Source organism: Rhizobium rosettiformans W3 (genome assembly GCF_004912135.1).
Classification (GTDB): domain Bacteria; phylum Pseudomonadota; class Alphaproteobacteria; order Rhizobiales; family Rhizobiaceae; genus Allorhizobium; species Allorhizobium rosettiformans.
On record NZ_STGU01000008.1, the window covers coordinates 187,268 to 211,847 of the forward strand.

The 24,580-nt window shown below is 61.0% G+C and carries 18 protein-coding genes; 8 read left to right on the forward strand and 10 right to left on the reverse strand.

The genetic code is table 11. The features are described from left to right. Positions 1–3 precede the first annotated feature (3 nt). The 4 genes from urtD to urtA all read right to left on the reverse strand — a co-directional run bounded on the left by urtD (position 4) and on the right by urtA (position 4,181). Positions 4–762: an urea ABC transporter ATP-binding protein UrtD gene (gene urtD / locus FAA86_RS15680; RefSeq protein WP_136542099.1), complete on the reverse strand. Its 759-nt coding sequence runs from the start codon at positions 760–762 to the stop codon at positions 4–6. A gap of 11 nt (positions 763–773) precedes the next feature. Then, complete coding sequence (gene urtC, locus FAA86_RS15685) at positions 774–1,901, reverse strand: urea ABC transporter permease subunit UrtC (RefSeq protein ID WP_136542101.1); 1,128 nt, start codon at positions 1,899–1,901, stop codon at positions 774–776. 11 nt (positions 1,902–1,912) lie between these two features. Further along, on the reverse strand, positions 1,913–2,839 hold the full coding sequence (gene urtB / locus FAA86_RS15690; protein ID WP_136542103.1) for an urea ABC transporter permease subunit UrtB: 927 nt from the start codon (positions 2,837–2,839) through the stop codon (positions 1,913–1,915). A gap of 79 nt (positions 2,840–2,918) precedes the next feature. Continuing rightward, a complete protein-coding gene (gene urtA / locus FAA86_RS15695) occupies positions 2,919–4,181 on the reverse strand; it encodes an urea ABC transporter substrate-binding protein (protein ID WP_136542105.1) in 1,263 nt (420 codons plus the stop codon). 333 nt (positions 4,182–4,514) lie between these two features. Here urtA and FAA86_RS15700 point away from each other — a divergent pair, with 333 nt between their 5' ends. Together FAA86_RS15700 and FAA86_RS15705 are read left to right on the forward strand one after the other, a co-directional pair. After that, complete coding sequence (locus tag FAA86_RS15700) at positions 4,515–7,892, forward strand: hybrid sensor histidine kinase/response regulator (protein ID WP_136542107.1); 3,378 nt, start codon at positions 4,515–4,517, stop codon at positions 7,890–7,892. After that, positions 7,885–8,805 (forward strand): response regulator transcription factor, encoded by a 921-nt coding sequence (locus FAA86_RS15705; RefSeq protein ID WP_136542109.1) that lies wholly within the window; start codon positions 7,885–7,887, stop codon positions 8,803–8,805. The genes FAA86_RS15700 and FAA86_RS15705 overlap by 8 nt, the downstream gene beginning before the upstream one ends. Before the next feature lie 78 nt (positions 8,806–8,883). On the opposite strand, the gene FAA86_RS15710 is transcribed toward FAA86_RS15705, so the two are convergent. The 3 genes from FAA86_RS15710 to FAA86_RS15720 all read right to left on the reverse strand — a co-directional run bounded on the left by FAA86_RS15710 (position 8,884) and on the right by FAA86_RS15720 (position 14,237). Further along, positions 8,884–12,066, reverse strand: coding sequence for an efflux RND transporter permease subunit (locus FAA86_RS15710; RefSeq protein ID WP_136542111.1), 3,183 nt, complete (start codon positions 12,064–12,066; stop codon positions 8,884–8,886). Positions 12,067–12,205: 139 nt separating this feature from the next. Next, positions 12,206–13,381, reverse strand: coding sequence for an efflux RND transporter periplasmic adaptor subunit (locus FAA86_RS15715; protein ID WP_136542113.1), 1,176 nt, complete (start codon positions 13,379–13,381; stop codon positions 12,206–12,208). Positions 13,382–13,442: 61 nt separating this feature from the next. Further along, complete coding sequence (locus tag FAA86_RS15720; RefSeq protein ID WP_136542115.1) at positions 13,443–14,237, reverse strand: alpha/beta hydrolase fold domain-containing protein; 795 nt, start codon at positions 14,235–14,237, stop codon at positions 13,443–13,445. A gap of 145 nt (positions 14,238–14,382) precedes the next feature. Between FAA86_RS15720 and FAA86_RS15725 the strand changes: the two genes are divergently transcribed. Then, positions 14,383–15,327 carry a LysR family transcriptional regulator gene (locus FAA86_RS15725; RefSeq protein WP_113462407.1) on the forward strand — a complete coding sequence of 315 codons (945 nt, stop codon included), beginning with the start codon at positions 14,383–14,385 and terminating at the stop codon, positions 15,325–15,327. Between the two features lie 360 nt (positions 15,328–15,687). Here the strand turns inward: FAA86_RS15725 and FAA86_RS15730 are convergent, their stop codons facing one another. Together FAA86_RS15730 and FAA86_RS15735 are read right to left on the reverse strand one after the other, a co-directional pair. After that, positions 15,688–16,794, reverse strand: coding sequence for a TRAP transporter substrate-binding protein (locus FAA86_RS15730; RefSeq protein WP_136542117.1), 1,107 nt, complete (start codon positions 16,792–16,794; stop codon positions 15,688–15,690). Between the two features lie 387 nt (positions 16,795–17,181). Next, complete coding sequence (locus tag FAA86_RS15735) at positions 17,182–17,880, reverse strand: FadR/GntR family transcriptional regulator (RefSeq protein ID WP_136542119.1); 699 nt, start codon at positions 17,878–17,880, stop codon at positions 17,182–17,184. A 156-nt stretch (positions 17,881–18,036) separates the two neighbouring features. Between FAA86_RS15735 and FAA86_RS15740 the strand changes: the two genes are divergently transcribed. The 5 genes from FAA86_RS15740 to hydA all read left to right on the forward strand — a co-directional run bounded on the left by FAA86_RS15740 (position 18,037) and on the right by hydA (position 23,072). Beyond that, on the forward strand, positions 18,037–18,831 hold the full coding sequence (locus FAA86_RS15740; RefSeq protein ID WP_136542121.1) for an ABC transporter substrate-binding protein: 795 nt from the start codon (positions 18,037–18,039) through the stop codon (positions 18,829–18,831). A gap of 63 nt (positions 18,832–18,894) precedes the next feature. Beyond that, positions 18,895–19,566 carry an amino acid ABC transporter permease gene (locus FAA86_RS15745; protein WP_136542123.1) on the forward strand — a complete coding sequence of 224 codons (672 nt, stop codon included), beginning with the start codon at positions 18,895–18,897 and terminating at the stop codon, positions 19,564–19,566. Next, entirely contained in the window at positions 19,566–20,315 is a 750-nt protein-coding gene (locus tag FAA86_RS15750; protein WP_136542125.1) for an amino acid ABC transporter ATP-binding protein, read from the forward strand. The genes FAA86_RS15745 and FAA86_RS15750 overlap by 1 nt, the downstream gene beginning before the upstream one ends. A gap of 29 nt (positions 20,316–20,344) precedes the next feature. Further along, entirely contained in the window at positions 20,345–21,616 is a 1,272-nt protein-coding gene (locus FAA86_RS15755; protein WP_136542127.1) for a cysteine desulfurase-like protein, read from the forward strand. A 25-nt stretch (positions 21,617–21,641) separates the two neighbouring features. After that, positions 21,642–23,072: a dihydropyrimidinase gene (gene hydA, locus FAA86_RS15760; protein ID WP_136542129.1), complete on the forward strand. Its 1,431-nt coding sequence runs from the start codon at positions 21,642–21,644 to the stop codon at positions 23,070–23,072. A gap of 42 nt (positions 23,073–23,114) precedes the next feature. On the opposite strand, the gene FAA86_RS15765 is transcribed toward hydA, so the two are convergent. Continuing rightward, a complete protein-coding gene (locus FAA86_RS15765) occupies positions 23,115–24,575 on the reverse strand; it encodes an aldo/keto reductase (RefSeq protein WP_377343993.1) in 1,461 nt (486 codons plus the stop codon). Between the last annotated feature and the right edge of the window lie 5 nt (positions 24,576–24,580).

A 24,580-nucleotide genomic window follows, 5' to 3' on the forward strand; every position in this document is an offset into this window, starting at 1 on the left:
CTCCTAGTGACCGAGATAGACTTCGACGACCCGCGGATCGCTCTTGACGCGCTCCATGCTGCCTTCCGAAAGCACCTTGCCCTGGTGCAGCACGGTGACCCGGTGGGCGATGTCCTCGACGAACTTCATGTCGTGCTCGATGACGATCACCGATTGGTTCTTCGTGATCGTGTTGAGGAGTTCCGCCGTCTTGATGCGCTCGGCAACGCTCATCCCGGCCACCGGCTCGTCGAGCATCAGAAGCCGCGGCTTCTGGATCAACAGCATGCCGATCTCCAGCCATTGCTTCTGCCCATGACTGAGGATTGCCGCGTCGGTGTTCAGATGATCCTTGAGGAAAATCAGTTCGGCCACTTCCTCGACCCGCTCGATGACCTCCTTGTCCCTGCGAAAGGTGAGCGCCCCGAAAACGGAGCGGCCGCGGGGAAAGGAAAGTTCGAGATTTTCGAAGACGGTGAGATCCTCGTAGATCGACGGGTTCTGGAACTTGCGACCAACGCCTGCATGCACGATCTCGTGCTCGCGCATACGGGTGAGCTCCCGACCGTCGAACCGGATGGAGCCGGACGTCGCCTTCGTCCGCCCACAGATGAGATCGAGCACCGTGGTCTTGCCGGCCCCGTTCGGTCCGATGATCACGCGGATCTCGTTCTCGTCGACATAGAGCGAGAGGTCATTCACCGCCTTGAAGCCGTCAAAGGACACGGTGAGGGCGTCGATGCTGAGGATGAAGTCTTTCGCGGGTTGAGAAACAACTTGCATGCTCGCCTCCATCATTCGGCCGCTTGCGGCTGCGTCAGCGGCGCGCGTTTCAGGAAACCGGGTAGCCGGCGTGTAACGAACGGCTCGACATAGTCCTTGACCACACCGGCAAGGCCGTAGGGGAAGGCCATGACGACAGCGATGAAGAGGCCGCCCATGGCAAACAGCCAGAGTTCGGGGAAACTCTCGGAAAAGGTTGTCTTGGCGGCATTGACGAGAAGCGCGCCGTAGATCGCCCCGAACAGCGACAGGCGTCCGCCGACGGCCGCAAAGATCACCATCTCGATGGATGGCACGATCCCCACGAAGGACGGCGACATGAAGCCGACCTGCAGCGTGAACATCGCACCACCTATGGCAGACATCGCAGCGGCAAGGCAGAAGATGAAGATCTTGAAATTGGCGACGTCATATCCGGAGAATCGAACCCGGTCCTCGCGATCCCGCATGGCGATCAGCAACCGGCCGAATTTCGAGATGCGGACCGCCTGGGCGAGGAGGAGCACACCGATCAAAAGCACGGCGTTGACGAAGTAGAGGATCAGCTTGGCCTCGTCGGTACGGATATCCCAGCCGAGCAAGGTCCTGAGATCGGTGATCCCGTTGACACCGCCGGTATAACCCTGCTGGCCGATGATCAGGATGGTAAGGATCGCGGCAACGGCCTGGGTGATGATGGCGAAATAGACCCCACCGACGCGCCGCTTGAACATGGCCGAACCAATGATGAAGGCGAAAATCGACGGGACGAGAAGGATCGCGGCAAGCGTGAAGGAGAAGGAATAGAAGGGCGCCCACCACGACGGCAGTACAGTGATCTGGTTCCAGTCCATGAAGTCGGGAATGCCTGGCGTCGACTGGATCTTCGTCGCTTCGGGCGTGGAGGCCTCAAGCTTGAGGAACATCGCCATGCAGTAGCCACCGAGACCGAAGAAGATCCCCTGGCCCAGGCTGAGGATGCCGCCATTGCCCCACAGCAGGACGAGGCCGATGGCAACGAAGGCATAGGTCAGATACTTGCCGATCAGATTGAGCCGGAAGATGTCCAGCCCGAGAGGCAGGACAATGAGCAGCAGCGCGGCCAGGATGGCGAAGTAGAGCCATTCCTTGCGGGAGAAGAGAAAGCCGACAGCAGGCATGGGAGATCTCCTTAGCGGCGGATGTTGAGGGAGAAGAGGCCTTGCGGTCGCAGCATCAGGATCCCGACGACGGTGAGCAGGGTCAGAACCTTGGCCATGGAGCCGCTAAGGAAGAATTCCATTGTCGACTGGGCCTGGGAGATGGTGAAGGCCGAGGCGATGGTGCCGATCAGACTGCCCGCACCGCCAAAGACGACCACGAGGAAAGTATCGACAATGTAGAGCTGTCCCGCCGTTGGCCCGGTCGAGCCGATCATGGTGAAGGCGGAACCGGCAATGCCGGCGATGCCGCAGCCGAGCCCGAAGGTCATGCGGTCGACCTTCTTGGTATCGATGCCGACGGCACCGGCCATGACGCGGTTCTGCACCACCGCGCGCACCCGCTTGCCCCAGGACGAGCGATACATGAGGAAATAGACACCGGCAGCGATGATCAGGGTGAGCACCATGACGAAGAGGCCGTTGAGCGGCACCTCGATCGTATCGCTGACGGCAACGGACCCCATCATCCAGTCAGGGAGGGTTACGCCGACTTCGCGGGCGCCGAAGATCGAGCGATAGAGCTGCTGCAGCACGAGCGACAGGCCCCAGGTGGCCAGCAGCGTGTCGAGCGGTCGACGATAGAGATGACGGATCAGCGCCCATTCGACGAAAACGCCGAGCGAAAACGAGGCTGCGAAGGCAAGTGCCATGGCAACGAAGAAATAGAAAGGGAAGAGCCCGGGCAGATAGGTCGTCACTAGGGTGGAGACGAGATAGGTGACATAGGCGCCGAGGATCATGAACTCCCCATGCGCCATGTTGATGACCCCCATCTGTCCAAAGATGATGGCAAGACCGAGTGCCATCAGCACGAAGACGGAAAACAGGATCAGCCCTGCAAAGCCCTGCATGGCCAGGATCGAGAAGAATTCGCTGTAGGTATAGTCACCGATCATTGCGTCACCTCGCATGTCCTCGAAAGACGTTCGGGAAAAAGGGGCCGGCTAAGCCGGCCCTCCAGGCGGGGAACGAGGCTTATTGATAGCCTTCCGGGAATGGATCGGGCTCCATCAGGTCCGTGGTCTCGTAGACGACGTCGTACTGACCGTCGGCACGGGCGTGTCCGATACGGGTCTTGGACCAGAGGTGGTGGTTCTCGTGAACCTTCACATAGCCTTCCGGTGCCGTGGAAAGTTCGATGCCCGGCGAAGCGGCGCGCACCTTGTCGATGTCGAAGGAGCCAGCCTTCTCCACCGCGGCCTTCCACAGCCAGGGGCCGAGATAGGCGGCTTGGGTGACGTCGCCGATGACGATATTGTCGCCCCACATCTTCTTGAATTCAGTGACGAAGGACATGTTGTTGTCGTTCGGCAGGCTCTGGAAGTACTTCATGGCGGCATAGGCCCCAACCATGTTTTCCCCGCCGATGCCAAGGATTTCGTCTTCGGTGACAGAAATCGTGAGAAGCAGCGGCTTCTCCTTGGTCATGTCGATGCCGGCCGCCTTCAGCTGCTTGTAGAAGGCGACGTTCGAACCGCCGACGACGATCGCATAGATCACGTCAGGCTTCTTCAGCTTGATCTTGTTGATCACCGAGTTGAACTGGGTATGGCCGAGCGGGTAGTATTCCTCGCCGACGACTTCGAGGCCGAGCTTCTCGATGTGCTTGCGGGCGATCTTGTTGGACGTGCGCGGCCAGATATAGTCGGAGCCGAGCAGATAGAAGCTCTTCGCACCCTTCTCCTTCACCACCCAGTCGATGCCGGCGAGAATCTGCTGGGTCGCTTCCTGACCGGTGTAGATGACGTTCGGCGACTGCTCGAGCCCTTCGTAGAAGGTCGGGTAGTAGAGCATGCCGTTATACTGCTCGAAGACCGGCAGAACGGCCTTGCGCGAAGCCGAGGTCCAGCAGCCGAAAACGGCAGCGACCTTGTCCTCGACAAGCAGCTTCTTCGCCTTTTCGGCAAAGGTCGGCCAGTCGGAGCCTCCGTCTTCCTGGATCACCTCGATCTTGCGGCCGAGAATGCCGCCGCTGGCATTGATCTGCTCGATGGCGAGCTTCTCGGCCTGCACGGAACCGGTTTCGGAAATAGCCATGGTGCCGGTGACGGAATGCAGGATGCCGACTTTCACCGTGTCGTCGGTCACGGCAAGACCAGTCGTATTGATCGCCGCAGTGGACGTGTCCTGTGCAAGCAGCGGTGTGTTCAGGGCGGCCAGCAGCGGGATCGATGCCACCCCCGCAAGCAGGGCTCGGCGACTGATGCTCATCTGTGGTTTCTTGGGGTCGTCAGACATGGCGTGCCTCTTCATCGTTCTAGGAGGTTGCGGCGGGGGCTGGCAGCAATTGAACCGGCCAACTGGCGGTAAATTCGTCGCAATTTGTGCAACGCAACAATGGAGCGTTTGACGTATACCCACCCGGGTCTTTGTCCCCTATGGTTCCCTTCAACAGAGGCAATCCGTTCGGGAAACCAAGGAAAAACACGAGCCTGCGTCATCGGTTCATTTGGCCCGCAAGGCCTGGCGTCAGGATCGGAAATCGCGATTTCCCCGAATGGTACGAGAATTGCCTCCCAAAGCAGGGGCATAGCGCGCGGCAGGCCGCCTCGCCGGTCGCAGGGGGATGAATTGAACCAGGCCGAACGGATTCCCAGAATTCGGCGGACCTACAACAGGTGGGTCGCCAACCAGACGTTGGAGGACTACGCCCTGCGCTTCACCGCGCACGAGGTGCGTCGTTTCTCGCCGGGTCGGATCGCCAACACGGCGCTGGGTGCGATCTCCTTCCTGGCGCTGGAAGCGATCGGTGGGGCCATCACCTTGAGCTACGGCTTCACCAATGCAACGCTAGCAATCCTGGTCGCATGCTCGGTCATGCTGGTCATCGGCATCCCGATTGCCTACAGCGCCGCCCGCTACGGGGTGGATATCGATCTTCTGACCCGCGGTGCCGGTTTCGGTTATCTCGGCTCCACCGTGACCTCATTGATCTATGCCTGCTTCACCTTCCTCTTCTTTGCCATCGAGGCGGCGATCATCGCCAAGGCGCTGGAATTGATCACGGGACTGCCGCTGACGATCGGCTATATCGTCAGCGCGGTCGCCATCGTTCCCCTCGTCACCCACGGCGTGACCTTCATCAGCCGGTTCCAGGCATGGTCGCAGCCTTTCTGGGTGGTGCTGCAGCTTGCCCCCTTTGTCTTCATCGCTGCCCAGGGGCTTGAACCGGTGCGCGACTGGACCGGCTATACCGGTCTCATTGGCCCGGTCGACCATGGCTTCGATGTCGCGCTCTTCGGTCTCTGCTCGGCCGTGGTATTTTCGCTCGCGGCACAGATCGGCGAACAGGTCGACTATCTGCGCTTCCTGCCGCGCAAGACAGCTCAAAACAGGGTACGGTGGTGGCTCGCGCTGTTGAGCGCGGGCCCCGGCTGGATCGTCATCGGCGGGCTGAAGATCCTGGCGGGTTCGTTCCTGGCCTTCTACGCCTTTCGAAACGGCGTTGCGTTTGAGGATGCCTCCGATCCGACGCAGATGTATCTGACCGTGTTCAGCCAGATGCTCGGCTCGCCAGAGTTTGCGCTGGGCGTCACCGGCATTTTTGTCGTCATCTGCCAGGTGAAGATCAACGTCACGAATACCTATGCCGGGTCCATCGCCTGGTCGAACTTCTTTTCGCGTCTGACCCACAGCCATCCGGGGCGCGTCGTCTGGCTCGTGTTCAACGTGTTGATCGGCCTGCTACTGATGGAATTCGGCATCTACAAGGCATTGGAAACGGTGCTAGGCCTCTATTCCATCGTCGCCATTGCCTGGACTGCCTCCATCGCCGCCGACCTGATGATCGCCAAGCCTTTCGGCCTGTCGCCGCCTATCATCGAGTTCAAGCGAGCCCATCTCTACGACATCAATCCGGTCGGTTTCGGCTCGATGACGATCGCGGCACTTGCCGCCTTCGCCGCCTATGGCGGCCTCCTCGGCGAACTGGCGAGCAAGATCTATGTCTATGTCGCGCTTGCCCTGCCCTTCGTGCTCGTGCCGCTGATCGCGAGCCTCACAGGCGGGCGCTATTACATCGCAAGAAACAGCAGCGTTCACGCGGACGCTTCAGGCCATGCGGGATGTTCGATCTGCGAGCTGAATTTCGACCGGGAGGACATGGCCCACTGCCCGGCCTATTCGGGACCGATCTGCTCGCTCTGCTGCTCTCTCGATGCACGCTGCCACGACCTGTGCAAAACCGATGCACGCTTCAGTCAGCAGGCAAAGGCCGTCGCCCGCGCTTGGCTGCCGGCCGGGATGGCCGAGGCGGTCCATGGCAGCGTGATGCGCTATATCGCGCTCTTCACGGTGGTGAATGCCTTCATGGGCAGTGTCTTTTGGCTCATCCACTTCCAGAGCACGATCGAATATCCGGATGCTGCCAAACTGATCGGCTTCGAGCTCTGGAAACTCTACATCATCCTCTTCATCCTAGCCGGCATCGTCACCTGGCTCTTCGTGCTGGCTCAGGAAAGCCGCGACTTCGCCGAGGAAGAAGCCAGCCGCCATACCAGACTGCTGATGGACGAGATCCGGGCCCATGAGGAAACCGACCGACAGCTGCAAAAGGCCAAAGAGGCGGCGGAATCGGCGAACCTTGCCAAAAGCAAATACGTCGTGGGCCTGAGCCACGAACTGCGCACACCGCTAACCGCGATCCTCGGCTATGCGCAGGTTCTCGAGCGCCAGCAGGGCATGCCGAACTTCGTGCACAATGCCGCCCGGACGATAAAGCGCAGCGGCGAGCACCTCGCCGACATGATCGAGGGTCTGCTCGACATCTCCAAGATCGAAGCCGGCAAGTTCGAGATCTACCGTCACAAGATTGCACTTGGTCCCTTCCTGGACCAGATCGTGGACATGTTCAGTCTGCAGGCGCAAGCAAAGGGCATCAGTTTCGAGTTTCGTGCCACCTCACCCATTCCGGACTATGTCTATACCGACGAGAAACGGCTGCGGCAGGTCCTGATCAACCTGTTGTCCAACGCCATCAAGTTCACCCATTGGGGCCATGTCTGCTTCACGCTGTCCTATCGCGGCCAGGTCGCGACGTTCGACATCGAGGACACAGGGGTCGGTATCAAGCCCCAGGATCTGGAGCGGATTTTCCTGCCCTTCGAGCGAGCCGAGCAACCCGTCGACCAGACCCAGCCACCGGGCACGGGTCTCGGCCTGACGATCACCCGGTTGCTGGTCGAGATCATGGGCGGCGACCTCAAGCTGACAAGCCAGCCTGGCAAAGGCACGCAGTTCACCATCCGCCTGATGCTGTCGGAGGCTCAAAGACCTGATGATCTGGCGGCACCGGCGCTCGCTGTAGCCGGTTACGAAGGGCGCCGCAGGACAATCCTGATCGCCGATGACGATGCCACACAGCGCGCGCTGATGGAGGAGGTTTTGACCCCGCTCGGCTTTTCGGTGATCACCGTGAACGACGGACCGGCCTGCCTCTCGACCCTTGCCCTGCACCGCCCGGATATCGTCATTCTCGACCTTGCGATGCCCAGCATGTCCGGCTGGGACGTCGCTCGGCGCATCCGCCAGCGTTACGGCCGCGACCTGCCGATACTCATTCTGTCTGCCGATGCCGGCACCGAGCGCACCAGGCCGGAATACGCGCCGCTGTTCGATTCCTATCTGATCAAGCCTTTCAACTTAGAAGGCCTGTTCGAACGTCTGGCAACACTCATTCCGCTGACCTGGATACTGGATGACGGGGTTCATGTGGAGACTTCCCAGCGCCCATCGTTCGCGCCCGACGAACTGCCCGACGCGCGCCGGCTGCAGCAACTCAGGACGCTGGGTCAGACGGGCTTCGTCCGCTCGATCGAAGCAATGCTGAACGACTTGGAGATCTCCATGCCCGGTACCGAGCGTTTTTGCCGACATATGCGCCAACTGGCCACGAACTACCGCATGCGCGAGTTCCTGGCGATTATTGAGGATACCAGGAACCATGCCTGACACCTTCGACGGCAGCCGCGTTCTGATTGTAGATGATTCCGGCGAGGCACTCGCCATGCTATCGGACGCCCTGAGCCTGGAGGGGCTTGAGGTTCACACCTCGAGCAGCGGCCGGTCCGCCATCTCCATGGCCAATTCCAAGGTGCCGGACATCGTGTTGATGGACGCGATGATGCCGGGACTGGATGGTTTCGAAACCTGCCGGATTCTCAAGGCGGCGCGAGGTTTTGAAGACCTGCCGGTGATCTTCATGACCGGCTTCAACGAGAATGAGCATGTGGTGAAGGCGCTCGCCTCCGGAGGCGTTGATTTTGTCGTCAAGCCGATCCTGCTCGATCAGCTTTTCGCCCGCATGCGCGTCCATCTGAGCAATTCCAAACGGTCGCGTTCAGCCCGCCATGCGCTCGATTCCACCGGCCGCTGGATCGTCGCCTGCGACCCCAACGGCTTGATTGGCTGGTCGACACCCCAGGCATCGGATCTCTTGGCCAAGGTCGGAATCCGTGCCGATGCCAATAGCTATCTACCGCTGGAGATCCTGTCCTGGCTGGCCGACGGTGCAGGAAACGACATTGGCGGCAATCCCAACATCTTCCATTACTCCCGCCTCGGTCACGACATCGAGTTCCGGCGCCTGACAGAAGGCCAGACCGACGAAATCCTGCTGCGGCTGGTCGACCGCCACCGCGGCGCCGACGAGGAGCAGCTGGCAAGAGCCTTCGGCCTGACCCTGCGCGAGGCGGAGGTTCTTCTTTGGGTGGCCCATGGCAAGTCCAACAAGGAAATCGCCGATATCCTGGAGATGTCGCCGCGCACAGTGAACAAACATATGGAACAGATCTTCAATAAGCTTGCGGTCGAGAAGCGCACCTCTGCTGCGACGTTGGCCGTGAGGGTGCTCTGGCGGGAGTGACGCAGGCAAGCATGAGCCATCAGTCCGGCCCTGCGCTCACTGTGGCGCAGGGCCGGACCTATACCTCGGGCGAGAGCCTCATTCCGCCGCGGTCATGTGCACGATGTCTTCGTTTCCGTGCTGACGCAGGGGCCGGTTTCCGGCAAGCAACCGGGCCAGGAGGTAGAAGACCGGCGTCATGAAGATGCCGAACAGGGTGACGCCGATCATGCCGGAGAACACGGCGACGCCCATGGCGGAGCGCATCTCCGCACCAGCGCCGGTCGAAACGACGAGCGGGATGACGCCCATGATGAAGGCCATCGACGTCATCAGGATGGGCCGAAGGCGCAGGCGGCTCGCCTCGACCGCGGCCTGAAACGGCGTGCGGCCCTCGAACTCGAGTTCGCGCGCAAATTCGACGATTAGGATCGCGTTCTTCGCTGAAAGCCCTACCAGCACGACAAGCCCGATCTGGGTGAAGATGTTGTTGTCTCCGCCCGTGTACCAGACACCGACCAATGCGGCGAGCACGCCCATGGGCACGATCATGATGATCGAGAGTGGCAGGGTCAGGCTTTCATACTGCGCGGCCAGAACGAGATAGACGAGCAGCAGGGCAAGCGGGAAGACGACGATACTCGAATTGCCCGCCAGGATCTGCTGATAGGTCAGATCCGTCCATTCGAAATCGATGCCGGCTGGCATGGTTTCCTTGAGGATCTTTTCCATCGCCGCCTGCGCCTGCCCCGAGGAAAACCCGGGTGCGGGACCACCATTGATGTCCGCAGCGAGGAAGCCGTTGTAGCGCGTGGTGCGTTCCGGGCCGGTCGAGGTTTCGACCTTGAGCAGGGCCGAGAGCGGGATCATCTCGCCGCTTGCCGAACGCACCCTCAGCTGACCGATGTCTTCCGGCTGAGCGCGATATTGCGCATCCGCCTGAACGCGCACACTGTAGGTGCGGCCGAACGCATTGAAGTCGTTGACGTAGAGCGAACCCAGATAGATCTGCAAGGTCTGGAAGACGTCCGTCACCGACACGCCGAGCTGCTGGGCCTTCACCCGGTCGAGATCGGCGAAGAGCTGCGGCACGTTGATCTGGAAGCTCGAGAAGATGCCGGCCAGTTCCGGCGTCTGATAAGCCTTGGCAAGAACTGCCTTGGTCGTCTCGTCCAGCGTCTGGTGGCCGAAACCGGCGCGATCCTCGATCTGCAGCTTGAAGCCACCGGTCGAACCGAGACCATTGACGGGCGGCGGCGGGAACATGGCGATGAAGGCGCCGTCGATGGCAGCGAACTTCTGATTGAGTGCCATGGCAATGGCCCCACCCGACAAGGACGGATCCTTGCGCTCGTCGAAATCGTCGAGCACCGCAAAGACGATGCCGGCATTCGAGCCGATAGTGAAGCCGTTGATCGACAGGCCCGGGAAGGCGAGCGCGTTCTTCACGCCGGGTTCCTTGAGCGCGATGTCGCTCATCTGACGGATCACCTCTTCCGTGCGGTCAAGTGTTGCCCCGTCAGGCAATTGCGCAAAGCCGATGAGATACTGCTTGTCCTGGGGGGGAACGAAGCCCCCGGGCACGCCGGTGAACATGCCATAGGTAGCTGCGACCAGCGCGAGATAGATCACCATCACCAGGCTCTTGCGGCCAAGCAGCCCACCAACCGTCTTTCCGTAGCCGTTTGACGCCGCGCCAAAGGCGCGGTTGAAGCCGCGGAAGAACCAGCCAAGCAGGCTGTCCATCACGCGGGTCAGCCGATCCTTCGGTGCGTGATGGTCCTTCAGGAGCAGGGCGGCGAGCGCCGGCGAAAGCGTCAGGGAGTTGATCGCCGAGATGACCGTCGAAATGGCAATCGTCAGGGCAAACTGACGGTAGAACTGTCCCGAGAGACCGGTGATGAAGGCAAGCGGCACGAAGACCGCGACGAGCACCAGAGCGATGGCGATGATCGGCCCGGAAACTTCCTTCATCGCGCGATAGGTCGCCTCGCGAGGCGAGAGACCGTTTTCGATGTTGCGCTCGACGTTTTCGACCACGACGATCGCGTCATCAACCACGATGCCGATTGCCAGCACGAGGCCGAACAGCGTCAGCGCATTGATCGAAAAGCCGAACGCGTACATGACCGCAAAGGTGCCGATGATCGAGACCGGGACGGCGATCAGCGGAATGATCGAGGCACGCCAGGTCTGGAGGAAGAGGATCACGACGAGCACGACAAGGGCAATCGCCTCGAGAAGGGTGTCGACGACCTTGTCGATCGAAGCACGAACGAATCCGGTGGTGTCGTAGACGATCTCGAAGCGAACACCTTCCGGCATGGCCTGCTGCAGGTCGGCCATGGTCTGCTGGACGGCATCGGAGATAGCGATCGCGTTGGAGCCCGGAGCCTGGAAGATCGGAATGGCGACGGCCGGTTCGCCGTCGAGAAGCGAGCGGAGTGAGTATTCTGCGGCCCCGAGCTCGATGCGCGCAACATCGGCAAGACGGGTGATTTCGCCGTTCGGGCCCGCCTTGACGACGATCGCGCCGAATTCTTCCGGCGACTGAAGGCGACCGCGCGCATTGATGTTCAGCTGAAGGTCGACCCCTTGTGGCGAGGGCGAAGCGCCGATCGTGCCGGCGGCCGCCTGGACGTTCTGCTGGGCAATGGCATTCGTTATGTCGCTGGCCGCCAGTCCGTGCTCGGCCACCTTTTGCGGGTCGAGCCAGATGCGCATCGAATAGTCGCCCGCGCCGAAGATCTGGACCTGGCCCACGCCTTCGATGCGTGCCAGGCGGTCCTTGATGTTGAGCGTGGCATAATTGCGCAAATAGGTGAGGTCATAGCGATCACCGGTGGAGACAAGATGCACCACCATCATCAGGTCAGGCGAACTCTTGACCGTCGTGACGCCGAGCGCCCGCACCTCAGCCGGCAGCCGTGGCTCTGCCTGCGCAACGCGGTTTTGAACGAGCTGCTGCGCCTTGTCCGGATCCGTCCCGAGGCGGAAGGTGACGGTCAGGGTGAGCACGCCGTCGGACGTGGCCTGGCTCGACATGTAGAGCATGTCCTCCACGCCATTGATCTGCTCTTCGAGCGGCGTCGCCACGGTTTGGGCGATAACGGTGGGGTTGGCGCCCGGATAGACCGCACGGACCACCACGGATGGCGGCACGACCTCCGGATATTCGGAGATCGGAAGTGCGCGCAGACCGATGAGGCCGGCGACGAGGATGAGGATCGAAAGCACGCCGGCAAAGACCGGCCGATCGACAAAGAAGCGGGAGAAATTCATCTGAGGACCCATAAGGCGGACAAAGGGGGAGCGATCCCGCGATCGGCATCACGGGAGGGGCGAATTTCGATAAGGGTGCTGGGTGGTGGCGAAGCGCTCTGACGAAGACGTCAAAACTCTTCGTTTGCCACCTGGCTGATCAATTCTTGAGAGCTGTCTGTTCCTGCGGCGCGACCACGGCGCCGGGGCGAATGCGCTGCAGGCCGCTCACCACGATCCGGTCTCCAGCCTCAAGGCCGGTTTCCACGATCCGTTGGCCATCAACCGCAGCGCCAAGCTCGATCTGCCGATAGCTGACCGTATTGTCGGGGGCGACGACGAAGACGAATTTCTTGTCCTGATCGGTCCCGACAGCGCGTTCGGAGATCGTCATGCGGTCTTGCGCCTTCGCCTGGCCGAGCCTGATGCGCGCGAACTGTCCGGGAATGAGGCGGCCATCCGGATTGTCGAAGACGGCACGCACGCGGATCGTCCCCGTCGCAGCGTCAATCTCGTTGTTGATCAGCTGCAGCCGACCGGGAATGGGAGGGCTTCCCGCTGCCGCCTCGACTTCGACCGGGATCTGCTCAAGCAGCAGGCCTGCGTCATTGGCCGGCAGGGTCGACAGGACGTCGCGCAGATGGTCTTCGGCAATCGTGAAGCTTGCATAGATCGGGTCGACCGAGACGAGCGTCACCAAGGAGGGCGAAGAGGGGCCGGCAGCCACCAGATTGCCGACGGTGACATCCAAGGTCCCGATGCGGCCTGCAATCGGCGCACGGATTTCGGTATAGGCGAGATCGAGTTCGGCAAGCTTCAAGGCCGCCTTGGCGGACTGCAGCTCGGCTTCGGTCGACGCTTTCGTGCTCTTGCGCTGGGCGACTTCGCTTTGAGAAATCGTGTTGCGTTCAAGCAGCGCGTTGCCGCGTTCGAGTTCCGTCTCGGCAAGCACCAGCCGAGCTTCGGAGGATGCCACCGCGCCGCGTGCCTGGTCGACCACGGCGCGATAGGGCTCAGGATCGATCGAAAAGAGCAGGTCACCCTGGCTGACATGCCCGCCCTCGCGGAAATGGACGGCTTGGATCGCGCCTGCGACGCGCGAGCGGATTTCGACCCGATCGACGGCCTCGAAGCGGCCGGAAACCTCACGCCAAACCTGCACCGGTCGAGGTTGGACTGTCGCGACCGTGACAGGCACGGCCGGTGGTGCGGTTGCGGTTTCCGTCGATGCAGCTTGCGCATCCCAGGTTGGTTCGAAATAGACGACGCCGGCAATTGCCAAAGCTGTCGCCATCGCGGAACCCCATAGGGCCGCGTTCCTGATCCTTGCGGTCATGATCGTCTCCTTCGGTTCGCCTGGAACCGCTATGTGGTGGAAGCGGGTTGGGAGCCCGCCGTCAGTGCGGCAGTTCCTGCAGGAACTGCGAAAACTCCGTCGAAATCTGCGAATGCCATTCGCCGTCTCGACCATGGTAAAGCCCTGTCCATCCGAGATGGTCGGGCAATATTCTGGTCTTCACGGACACGCCTGACGACTGCAGACGTGCCGCATAATCCAGGGCCTCGTCGCGCAGCGGATCGTCATCCGACGTCACGACCAGGGCCGGAGCCGCTCCCATCAGCCGCGAGCACAGACACGGGGCAGCATAGGGATGCTGGCCGTCGCTCGCCTGGGCCAGATAATGGTCCCAGCCGTCCGACCAGCGCTGTTGAAGCCCGATCGCATCGGCCGTGCGAAAGGACATTGTCACCATGCGGGGATCGAGCATGGGAGACAGAAGAACCTGCCCCGCGAGCTCTCCCGGCATGGCATCACGCGCCTTCAGAGCGAGGCTCGCAGCGAGGTTTCCGCCCGCCTCATCTCCGGCAACCAGCACCGGAGAATGCAGGTTGGCAAAGCGCTTGCGCTTGGCAAACAAATGCTTCAACGCCTCGAAAGCCTTTTCCAGCGCTCCTGGAAACAGGTTGCGCGTCGGCCCGCCGAAATCGGCTTCCACGACCAGGGCGCCGGCTTCTGCCATGGCCGCTGCGGCCGGTGCATCCCCCAGACGCGGTGGAGCTGCACCGAACGCATTGCCGGAAAAGTACAAAACGAGCGGCCGGCGCTTTCCTTTGCCAGTCCCGTCATAGACGCGGAACGGCAAGGGAAACCGTATCTCTCCGTCCTCTCCGCTCTGCCATTCCTTGCTCATGCTATTCCGTGGTCATCTGCTGAATTCAGCTTCCGCTTGTTGGGTCTTTATATTATTATCCACCGAAGCGGCACAAGCCTTGCAAATCCGAGAGCTCTGTTCCGGAATTTTGAATAATAACCCTCTTATTGAGCTAAGGCGTATAATGGATCAGCTATCGGCCATGCGGGTGTTCACGAGAGTGGTGGAGACCGGCAACTTCTCCAAGGCGGCCCACTCGCTCAAGATGCCGAAGACCACCGTCACCACTGCGGTTCAGGCTCTGGAGGCGCATCTGGCGACCAAGCTCTTGAACCGGACCACCCGCAAAGTGGTGGTGACGACCGATGGGGCGCTCTACTACGAACGCGCGGCGCGTATTCTATCGGAGCTGGACGAGCTCGATGGAAGTCTCTCCAGCTCGCAGGCACAGCCATCAGGCAAGGTCAGAGTTGCTCTGTCTGGTGCCTTTGCCGATCGCATCATCATGCCGGCCCTGTGCGACTTCCACACGCGCTATCCGAAAATCCAGCTCGAATTCGATATTGGCGACCGGATCGTTGACTACGTCGCCGAGAATATCGACTGCGCCTTGCGGGCGGGCACCCCAACAGACCAGTCGCTTGTGGCCCGGAAAGTGGCAGACCTAGAACTGCGCACCTATGCCTCGCCGATCTACCTCGAGCGGATGGGGTTCCCCCGCCATCCGCGCGATCTCGAAAACGGGCACTTCGGCGTCGGCTACATGAAAGCCTACGAAGGCCGTGTCTTCCCGCTGCAGTTTCGCAAAGAAGACGAAGAGGTCGAAGTCAGGCTGGATTATGTGATCTCGGTGAATGAATTCAGGAGCTACATGGCCGCAGCCGTTGCCGGCATCGGCGTCGCCCAGGCCATCGCCTTCACTGTCCGGGACTATGTGGATCGCGGCGAACTCGTTGAAATCTTGCCGGACTGGCCGCGGGATCCCGTCCCGCTCTACATCGTCTATCCACAGACACGCCATTTGAGCAACAAGGTGCGGGTTTTCGTCGACTGGCTGGCGAAGAAGCTCAACGAGGCGAACCAATGCGAAGCGCAGCTCAAGTCCGCGGCGCCCAAGGCTGAGGCATGAGGTAACGGCCCGGTCCATGACCGGCCACCATGCAAAGCAGGCGCTCCTTCGCAATTCCTTAAGACATCACTGCAACGGTGACGCCAAAACTGAAGGCAAAAGCATATGCGCACGATCACCGTAATACTGCTGCTGGTTCTCTCCGGCTGCTCCGGCACAGCCAATGGCGGACACGAATACGAGCCGCCCAAGAGCACCCCTTGGTCAGAAGGCGCCTCGTAAGCCGCATTAGCGTTGGCAGCCGGTTCAACTCCGGCCGAAGGTCCTCGGAAGTCCTGCTCATCAACGCCGGCCCGGTACCGTCTTGGAGCAAGAATTGGCCCCCATCAGGGGGCCAACACCGTTCAGGCTAACCATCCGTCAAAGGTTGTTTGCCCGCTGCTGCATCATCATGAAAGTGTCGAAGGTGTAATCCGGCAGCTGCATCCAGAGATAACCCTCCTTCTTGAATGCCAGCTGGCTGTCGTAGATCTTCTTGAAACTCTCGTTCGACGCATTGATCTCGGCATAGGTGGACAGCGCCGCCTCGTAGCAAGCCATCATGATTTCTTGGCTGAACGGGCGCAAAACGGCGCCAGACGCCGCCAGTTCCTTCACGGAAGCCGGGTTCTTGACGTCGTATTTCGCCAGCATATTGGCATTGGCGAAGGCACAGGCGTCCTGCAGGATCGCCTGATAATGCGGGGGAAGGCTGTTCCACTTCTCCAGATTGACCATGGCATGGAGTGCTGCGCCCCCTTCCCACCAGCCCGGATAGTAGTAGTACTGCGCAACCTTGAAGAAGCCGAGCTTCTGATCGTCATAGGGCCCGACCCATTCGGTGGCGTCGATCGTGCCCTTCTCGAGCGCCGGGTAAATGTCGCCACCCGCGATCTGCTGCGGCACGACCCCGAGCTTTTCGACAACCTTGCCGGCGAAGCCTCCAATCCGCATCTTCAAGCCCTTGAGGTCGTCGACCGTATTGATCTCTTTGCGGAACCAGCCCCCCATCTGCGCACCGGTATTGCCGGCTGGCAGGCCGTACAGGTTTTGGGTGGCGAAGAACTCATTCAGCAGTTCGTTGCCGCCACCCTGATAGAACCAGGCGTTCTGCAGGCGCGCATTGAGACCAAAGGGAACGGCTGTGGCCAGCGCATAGGTCGGGTCCTTGCCCCAATAATAGTAGTTGGCGGTGTGAGCCATTTCGACGGTACCGGCAGCGACCGCGTCGTTGGCCTGAAGCCCCGGCACAATCTCGCCGGCCGAAAAAACCTGGATCTCGAAGTTGCCGTTGGTGGCCGCCTTGACGCGTTCGGCCACATCGCTTGCTGCACCAAAGATCGTGTCCAGTGCCTTCGGAAAAGATGATGTCAGCCGCCAGGTGATTTTCGGGTTTTCCTGCGCGATGGCGGGTGCCGCAAAAACGGCAGACGCGGCGACGCCCGCACCGGCTGTGCCCGCATTGCGGATAAAGCTACGACGATCCATGAATTACCTCCCAATGTTGCCCCAAAGACGTTTATCGCCTGCCCTCCCGGCAGCAATGCTTAAGCTAATCATCACATTTGGAATGTTTCAAGCAAGACTGGATTGGGAGGCCCATCCAGCCTCGTCTATCGGCATCATCAGCCGATTGATCCCACACGCTCGGAACTCTCAACCGGCATGCGCCCGGCCCTCATCGGCTGGTCGAAAACAGTTGCTGCGGGAGTCGCCACAGACAGCGTTACCGTGAACGCGCTTCTTCAGGACCTGTCAGACACGAAGGGTAGAGGAACTCGATGCAGCCGCAGCCAGCCGTTCAGCTAAGTGTGTCGAGGAAATCGCGACAGACCCCGCAGCCGCCATTCCGGCTGCTCGCCCCACAGACCCGTCTTATGGCTCCAGTCCGGCGCAGCGGGCGGTGTTGCGGATGTGGGTTTCCATTTCGTGCTTTGCCCGCAACCCGTCATTGGCGCTGAGGGCCGCGATGATCTTGCGGTGTTCGCCGATCGATTCGCGCATGCGCTCGGGATCGGTGATCGGGATTGGCTGACGTTGCGTCTCGGTCACCTGATCGCGCACGGTCTGATAGAGCGCCTTCAACATGGCATTGGAGCAGGCGGAGACGATGACGCCATGGAATTCCAGATCCGCCTCGACATTGGCCAGCAGATCCTGGTTCGCCCAGCAGTCCTCCATCGTCTGCGTCGCCCGCTCCATCTTGTCGAGTTGCAATTGCGTGAGGCGCCCGGCCGACAGCCTGGCGATTTCCCCCTCCAGGAGGATGCGCGTCTGGAAGACGTCGAAGACGGAATACCTGTCCGAATAGCGCCAGGGCGCCATATGCCCGCTGACGCCTGCATCGGAGACCGAGGGGACTGCGACAAAGGTCCCCCTGCCCGCCTCCGTCTTCAGGAGACCTAAGGTTTCCAGCGTCAGAAGCGCCTCACGCAGGGATGCCCGACTGATCCCGAATTTTTGGGAAAACTCCCGCTGTGACGGGATTTTTTCGCCCGGCTTCAACTGCCCGGACTGGATCATGCCCTGGATCTCGCGTGCCACCGATTGCGGCACGAGCGTCTTGTTGAACATGCGGTCCCTTCCCCGGCGGCCTGTCTCGAAGCGGCAAGTGTATTTTTTCCGGCCGCCCCTTGCCAAGCGGAAAGCAGCATGCTTGTTTGGCCTGACTGGTCTGACCAGTTAGACCAATGTAGATTGAGTCACGTTCAAAAAACAAGGGGAACTCTCATGACACGCTCCACGACATTCAAGGCGACGCTCTTTGCCGGGCTGCTCGCCGCATTTTCGACCAGCGCCCATGCCGCCGACCTGACGGTCGGTGCCAATATCGGCAATGTCCCATGGGAATTCGAAGACGCCAGCGGCAAGGTGACCGGCTTCGAGGTCGACCTCGTCAACGAAATCGCCAAGCGGCTCGGCAAGACGGTCGAATTCGTCAATACGCCCTTCAACGGCCTCTTCCCGGCCGTTCAGTCGGGCCGCATCAACATGGCGATTTCCTCGATCACCATCACCGAGAAACGTCTCGAATCGGTCTCCTTCGCCCAGCCCTATTATGACAGCGACCAGTCGCTGACGGTCACTGCCGCCTCCGGCATCACGGGTCTGAAGGACATGGGCGACAAGGTTGTCGGCGTCGACACCGGCTCGACCGGCGACATGTGGGCCGAAGCCAACAAGGGCGAGTACAAGCTTGGCGAGATCCGCCGCTTCGAAGGCCTCCAGCCGGCCATGCTCGATCTGGTCGCCGGCCGCATCGACGGCTACATCTCCGACATCCCGGCCCTTCTCTACTACGTCAAGGGCAAGCCGGAATTGAAGGTGGTCGAGCGTATTCCGACCGGCGAAAAATACTCGATCATGTTCAACAAGGATGATCCACTCGCAGCCGAGGTGAACACCGTCATCACCACGCTGAAGCAGGAAGGCTTCATCGCAAAGCTGCACGAGACCTGGTTCGGCGCCAAGGCTGAGGACACGACCTCGACCGTCACCGTCCTCGACATGCCCAAGGCCATGTAAGCTCGAAACGCAAACCGGCGGAGCGCAAGAGTTCCGCCGGCCTGCCATGGGAGCCGGTCCGGCATGACACTCATCAATACCTTCTTCAACCTCGACGTCCTCATGAACAGCCTTCCGGCTCTTCTCTGGGGTCTCGTGGTCACCCTGCAGATCGGCGTCACCAGCATTCTCGTCGGCCTGGCGGGCGGTCTCTTTCTCGCGGTCACCCGCCTCTATGCGCCTGCCTTCATCAAGCTCCTCATCCGGATCTATATCGACATCTTCCGCTCGATCCCCCTGCTGGTGCTTTTGATCGTCGTTTACTATGCGCTTCCCTTTGTCGGCATTCGCCTCTCGCCCTTCCTGTCGGCTGTTACGGCGCTCTCGCTGGTCTCGGCGGCCTATACGGCAGAAATCTTCCGCGCCGGCATCGAAGCCATCCCGCACGGACAATTCGAGGCGTCTGCAGCGCTTGGCCTTTCCAACCGCCACACCATGGTGGACGTGATCCTGCCCCAGGCAATCCGCATCGTCATTCCGCCACTGACGAACAACTGCATCAACGTCATGAAGGACACGGCCCTTGCCTCCGTCGTCGCCATGCCGGATCTCTTGAAGCAGGCCACCCAGGCCCAGGCTCTTGCCGCCAATCCGACACCGCTGATCGGTGCCGCCCTCATCTATATCGCCCTTCTCTGGCCCATGGTCGCGGTCGTCTCGCGCCTTGAAAAACACTTCAGCCGGGGGAAACGCTGATGACTGCTACAAACGCGCCGCTCATCTCCATCCGCGGCCTCACCAAGGCCTATGGCACCTTCACCGTCCTGCATGGGATAGACCTCGACATCGCCGAGGGAGAAGTCGTCTGCGTCATCGGCCCCTCGGGTTCGGGCAAGTCGACGCTCATCCGCTGCATCAATCATCTGGAAGCCTTCGCGCCGGAAAGCCGCATCACGGTCGATGGCATCACCGTCGAGCCGGGCCCGAGCCTTGCCAAGGTCCGTGCCGAAGTGGGCATGGTCTTCCAGTCCTTCAATCTCTTTCCCCACATGACGGTTCTGAAAAACGTCATGCTCGCTCCCATGCGGGTCCGCGGCACACCGGAAAAGGAAGCCGAGCGCAAGGCGCGCGAGCTTCTCGCCCGCGTCGGGATTGCAGAGCAGGCGGAGAAGTTTCCCGGACAGCTCTCCGGCGGTCAGCAGCAACGGGTTGCCATTGCCCGGGCGCTTGCCATGGAGCCGCGGGTGCTGCTCTTCGACGAGCCGACATCGGCACTCGATCCGGAAATGGTCGGCGAAGTGCTCGACGTGATGCGCAAGCTTGCGGGATCCGGCGTCACCATGATCGTCGTGACGCATGAAATGGGCTTTGCCCGTCAGGTTGCCGACCGGGTGATCTTCATGGATGGCGGCCGTCTGGTCGAAAGCGGACCGCCGGAAGACATCTTCGACAGCCCCAAACACGAACGGACGCGCGGCTTCCTGCGCGCAGTCCTCAACCACTGAACAAGAACAAGACTGGAGGACACCCCGCCATGGCGACCCAAGACCAGAAGGCGCTCGATCTCGATTACGTGCGAAGCCAGTTCCCGGGGCTTTCCCGCGGATGGACCTTCTTCGACAATGCCGGTGGATCGCAGATCCTCAAAGGCGCTGTCGAACGCATGAACACGTTCCTCTATGAAAAGAATGTCCAGATCGGCGGATCCTACGAGGTCTCGCAAGCGGCAGCGGCAGCCCTTTACGAGGCCCGCACGGCCGCCATGCATCTCGTGAATGCCAACCGCCCCGAAGAAATCGTCTTCGGCAATTCGACGACGGCACTCCTGCAGAACCTGGCGCGCGCCATGCACAGCCAGCTGTCGCCGGGTGACGAGATCATCATCACGGTCTCCGACCATGAATCCAATATCGGTCCCTGGGATCGCCTGCAGGAACGCGGCGTGGTGCTGAAGATCTGGCCGCTCAACAAGGAGACCCTGACGCTCGACCTTGCCGATCTCGGCGCCCTCATGACCCAAAAAACCAAGCTGGTCTGTGTCACCCATTGCTCGAACCTCTTGGGCTCGATCAATCCGATCCGCGAGATCGCCGATTTCGTCCATGCTCGCGGTGCCAAGATCTGCGTCGATGCCGTCGCCTATGCCCCGCATCGCGCCGTCGACGTTAAGGCCTTCGACGTCGATTACTATGTCTTCAGCCTCTACAAGACCTATGGGCCGCATTACGCGCTGATGTACGGCAAATACGACCTGCTCCTCGCGCTCGACCCGCTCTATCACTACTTCTACGGCCACGACAAAGTCCCCGGCAAGCTCGAGCCCGGTAACCCGAACTACGAGCTCGCCTATTCGACCTGCGGGATCGTCGACTACCTGGTCTCTCTCGGCGAACAGGCCGGTGAGACCGGCTCAATCAGGCAGAAGATCGAAGCCGCTTATCGCGCGATCACGGTCCAGGAAGACGCGCTCACCGAACGCCTGCTGACCTATCTGCGCTCGCGCAACGACTGCATGATCGTCGGCCAATCCGTGAACAGGGAGAGCCAGCGCGTCCCGACCATCGCCTTCCGTTTCGATGGACGCGAGGCGGCCGACCTCTGCAAGGCGATGGACGCGGAAAAGATCGCCATGCGCTTCGGTGATTTCCATTCACGTCGGCTTGCCGAATATCTCGGCCTCACCGACCATGGCGGCATGCTGCGCGTCTCCATGGTGCATTACAACACGATCGAGGAAGTCGATCGCTTCACGGCTGCTCTCGACCGCATTCTGGCCGGGGAAGCGGGCATGGCAAAGGCCAGCTGAGGCCCAACACGAAAGGATGGACGGGATGCGCTTCGATACGGTGATCCGCAACGGAACGGTGGTGACAGCGAGCGATACCTTCGTCAGCGACGTCGGCATCAGGGACGGCCGGATCGTGGCGCTCGCGACCGGTCTGACAGACGCCGATGACGTCATCGACGCCACCGGCCTCTTCGTGCTCCCCGGTGGTATCGACAGCCACGTCCATCTCGACCAGCCCTCCGGCGACGGCATCGTCATGGCCGACGATTTCGACAGTGGGACCAGATCTGCGGCCATCGGCGGCAACAGCACCGTGCTTGCCTTCTGCATGCAGGAAAAGGGACAGTCCCTGCGCGAGGCACTCAAGGTTTATCATGCAAAGGCCGAGGGCAAGTGCCATGTCGACGTCTCCTTCCACCTTGTGATCACGGATCCGACGGCGGAAGTGCTCGGTCAGGAACTGTCGGCACTGGTGGAGGATGGCTATACATCGCTCAAGGTCTTCATGACCTATGAGGGCCTGCGTCTGCGCGACGACGAGATCCTGGCAACGCTGGACACGGCACGCCGCACCGGGGCGCTGGTCATGGTCCACTGCGAAAACGAAGATGCCATCCGCTATCTCATCGGCCGCCACGAGGGAGAGGGCAAACTCGCGCCGAAATATCATGCCACGACCCGGCCGATAGCTGCCGAGCGTGAAGCGACCCACCGCGCCCTGTCGCTCGCCGAAATCGTCGATGTGCCAATCGTCATCGTGCATGTCTCCAATCGCGAGGCGATGGAAGAAATTCGCCGGGCCCGTCAGCGCGGCCAGAAAATCGCCGGCGAGACCTGCCCGCAATATCTGATGTTGACCGCGGATGATCTGGACCTCGAAGGCTTGGATGGCGCCAAATATGTCTGTTCTCCGCCACCGCGCGACAAGGCGAGCCAGGACGCCTGCTGGGAGGGGATCGAACAGGGCGTCTTCGACCTCTTTTCCTCCGACCACTGCCCCTTCCGCTTCGACAATCCGGAAGGCAAGCTGAACGAGAAGGGCAAGCGGCATTTCCGCTGGATCCCGAATGGCATTCCCGGCGTGGGAACCCGTCTGCCGATCCTCTTTTCCGAAGGCGTGATGAAAGGCCGGATCGACATCAACCGCTTCGTGGCCGTCACATCCACCAACCATGCAAAGCTCTACGGCATGTACCCGCAGAAGGGCACGATTGCGATCGGATCGGACGCCGACATCGCGCTTTGGGATCCGAGGAAGAAGGTCACCCTGACCAACGAGATCCTCCAGCACGGCGCCGATTACACGCCTTACGAGGGGCTCGAGCTTCAAGGTTGGCCGGTACGGCTGCTCGTTCGTGGTCAGACGATTATGGAAGACGGATCGCTCATCAACGAAGCGCGCGGTGAGTATCAGAGCCGCAAGAGGTCAAACCTGATTGCGGACACCAGTTCGGTCGCCTCACTAACGCCCTAGAGAGACAGGCAGCGCTGCTTTCAAGTAGCTCGCCAGGAAAACCTAAACCACCGCTTCCGCTTCAATCTCCACTTCATAGTCACCGACCAAAGCGCCGGCCTCGATCAGGGTGTTGGCTGGAAGCACGTCAGAAAAAAAGCGGCCATGGGCCCGCGAGACAGGCTCCCACTGTGACGCATCCTTCAGATAGATGCGCGTGCGGACGACATCCTCCATCTTACCGCCGAGAGCAGAGATGGAAGCCAAGATCTTGTCGAGGATGTAGGTCGCCTGCGCGCCCGGATCGCCGGGCGCCACACAACGGTTACTGCCGTGGGTTGCCGTGGTACCCGATACCAGGATTCTGTCCCCGATCCGCACGGCCCTGCTGTAGCCGGCCAGCGGCTCCCAAATGCTTCCCGAGGAAACCCGCATGCGATCCGCGCGCCCCGGCACCGGAACGGCCGTGTAGACGGACGGGATCGCATCGAGATGATGGCTGAGGTCGCCGGATGCGGTCAGGAAGGGCGGCTTTCGATATTCATCGCCGCAATCGCCGGGAATGGGTGTGGCCTCAGTAAAGGCGCTCTCGAGCAGGTCCCGGTCCTCCGCATCCAGTGCGAAGGTGAAGACCTTCAGGTTGTCGTTGCGATGCTCGTTCTCACCGAGCCGGGCCCCGATGATCGTGGCAGCAACGGCCGGGTGTTCGAGAACCCAGCGGCTGGCGACGTTGGAGATCGAGACCCCGTGTTTGAGGGCGATCGTGGATGCCGCCCTGAGAATACCCTGATAGACGCCCCATCCGCCGGCCGTATCGATGAAGCGTTTGTATTTCGACCGGCTCCAGTCGGGGATCGACGCGGGCTCCGGCTGACCGAGCCACTTCTCCGACAGAAACCCGCCGCAGAGCGTGCCATAGGCCAGAAGCTTGACGCCGCGCCTCAGGCATAGTGCTGACAAATCGCCGGCGGCGCGCCGGTCGATCAGGGAGAAAGACACCTGGTTGCTGGCGATATCGATGCCATCGGAGAGCGCGACGTTGAGATGCGCTGCATCGAAATTGGTAAGGCCGAGGGCGCCGATCAGGCCTTCTTCTTTCATCGCCTGCATCTCATGCAGCGCATCGAGCCAGGCCGGATGCTCGAAGGTCCACCAATGGAACTGTAGAAGATCGACCTTGTCGACGCCGAGGCGGGTAAGTCGGTCCTCCACGCCCCGTCGCACCACGTCGCGCGTCATCGGACCAGGCTCGGGGCACCATTTGGTGAAAGCCACCGGTCGCTTCTCGCCAGCGGCATAGCGCTTCAGGAGGTGACCGGTGATGATCTCTGCCGATCCATAATGATCGGCCATGTCGAAACTGTCGAACCCGGCCTCCGCATAGGCCTGCAGGGCATCGGCCCCCTCTTCCGGATCGACCGTGGCGCCGTCTTTCTCGATATCGGCAACCTGCCACAGCCCACAGACGAGGCGGCTGATCGACAGGTCAGGCGTGAGCGCGATACGTTCGGGATGCTGGGACACGGCGA

Coding starts and splice junctions, on each gene's coding strand:
- FAA86_RS15730 (WP_136542117.1), bottom strand. CDS start 16,794: ATGGATCGTCGTAGCTTTATCCGCAATGCGGGCACAGCCGGTGCGGGC.
- urtD (WP_136542099.1), bottom strand. CDS start 762: ATGCAAGTTGTTTCTCAACCCGCGAAAGACTTCATCCTCAGCATCGAC.
- FAA86_RS15710 (WP_136542111.1), bottom strand. CDS start 12,066: ATGAATTTCTCCCGCTTCTTTGTCGATCGGCCGGTCTTTGCCGGCGTG.
- FAA86_RS15705 (WP_136542109.1), top strand. CDS start 7,885: ATGCCTGACACCTTCGACGGCAGCCGCGTTCTGATTGTAGATGATTCC.
- FAA86_RS15720 (WP_136542115.1), bottom strand. CDS start 14,237: ATGAGCAAGGAATGGCAGAGCGGAGAGGACGGAGAGATACGGTTTCCC.
- urtA (WP_136542105.1), bottom strand. CDS start 4,181: ATGTCTGACGACCCCAAGAAACCACAGATGAGCATCAGTCGCCGAGCC.
- FAA86_RS15735 (WP_136542119.1), bottom strand. CDS start 17,880: ATGTTCAACAAGACGCTCGTGCCGCAATCGGTGGCACGCGAGATCCAG.
- FAA86_RS15755 (WP_136542127.1), top strand. CDS start 20,345: ATGGCGACCCAAGACCAGAAGGCGCTCGATCTCGATTACGTGCGAAGC.
- urtC (WP_136542101.1), bottom strand. CDS start 1,901: ATGCCTGCTGTCGGCTTTCTCTTCTCCCGCAAGGAATGGCTCTACTTC.
- hydA (WP_136542129.1), top strand. CDS start 21,642: ATGCGCTTCGATACGGTGATCCGCAACGGAACGGTGGTGACAGCGAGC.
- FAA86_RS15750 (WP_136542125.1), top strand. CDS start 19,566: ATGACTGCTACAAACGCGCCGCTCATCTCCATCCGCGGCCTCACCAAG.
- FAA86_RS15740 (WP_136542121.1), top strand. CDS start 18,037: ATGACACGCTCCACGACATTCAAGGCGACGCTCTTTGCCGGGCTGCTC.
- FAA86_RS15725 (WP_113462407.1), top strand. CDS start 14,383: ATGGATCAGCTATCGGCCATGCGGGTGTTCACGAGAGTGGTGGAGACC.
- FAA86_RS15715 (WP_136542113.1), bottom strand. CDS start 13,381: ATGACCGCAAGGATCAGGAACGCGGCCCTATGGGGTTCCGCGATGGCG.
- urtB (WP_136542103.1), bottom strand. CDS start 2,839: ATGATCGGTGACTATACCTACAGCGAATTCTTCTCGATCCTGGCCATG.
- FAA86_RS15745 (WP_136542123.1), top strand. CDS start 18,895: ATGACACTCATCAATACCTTCTTCAACCTCGACGTCCTCATGAACAGC.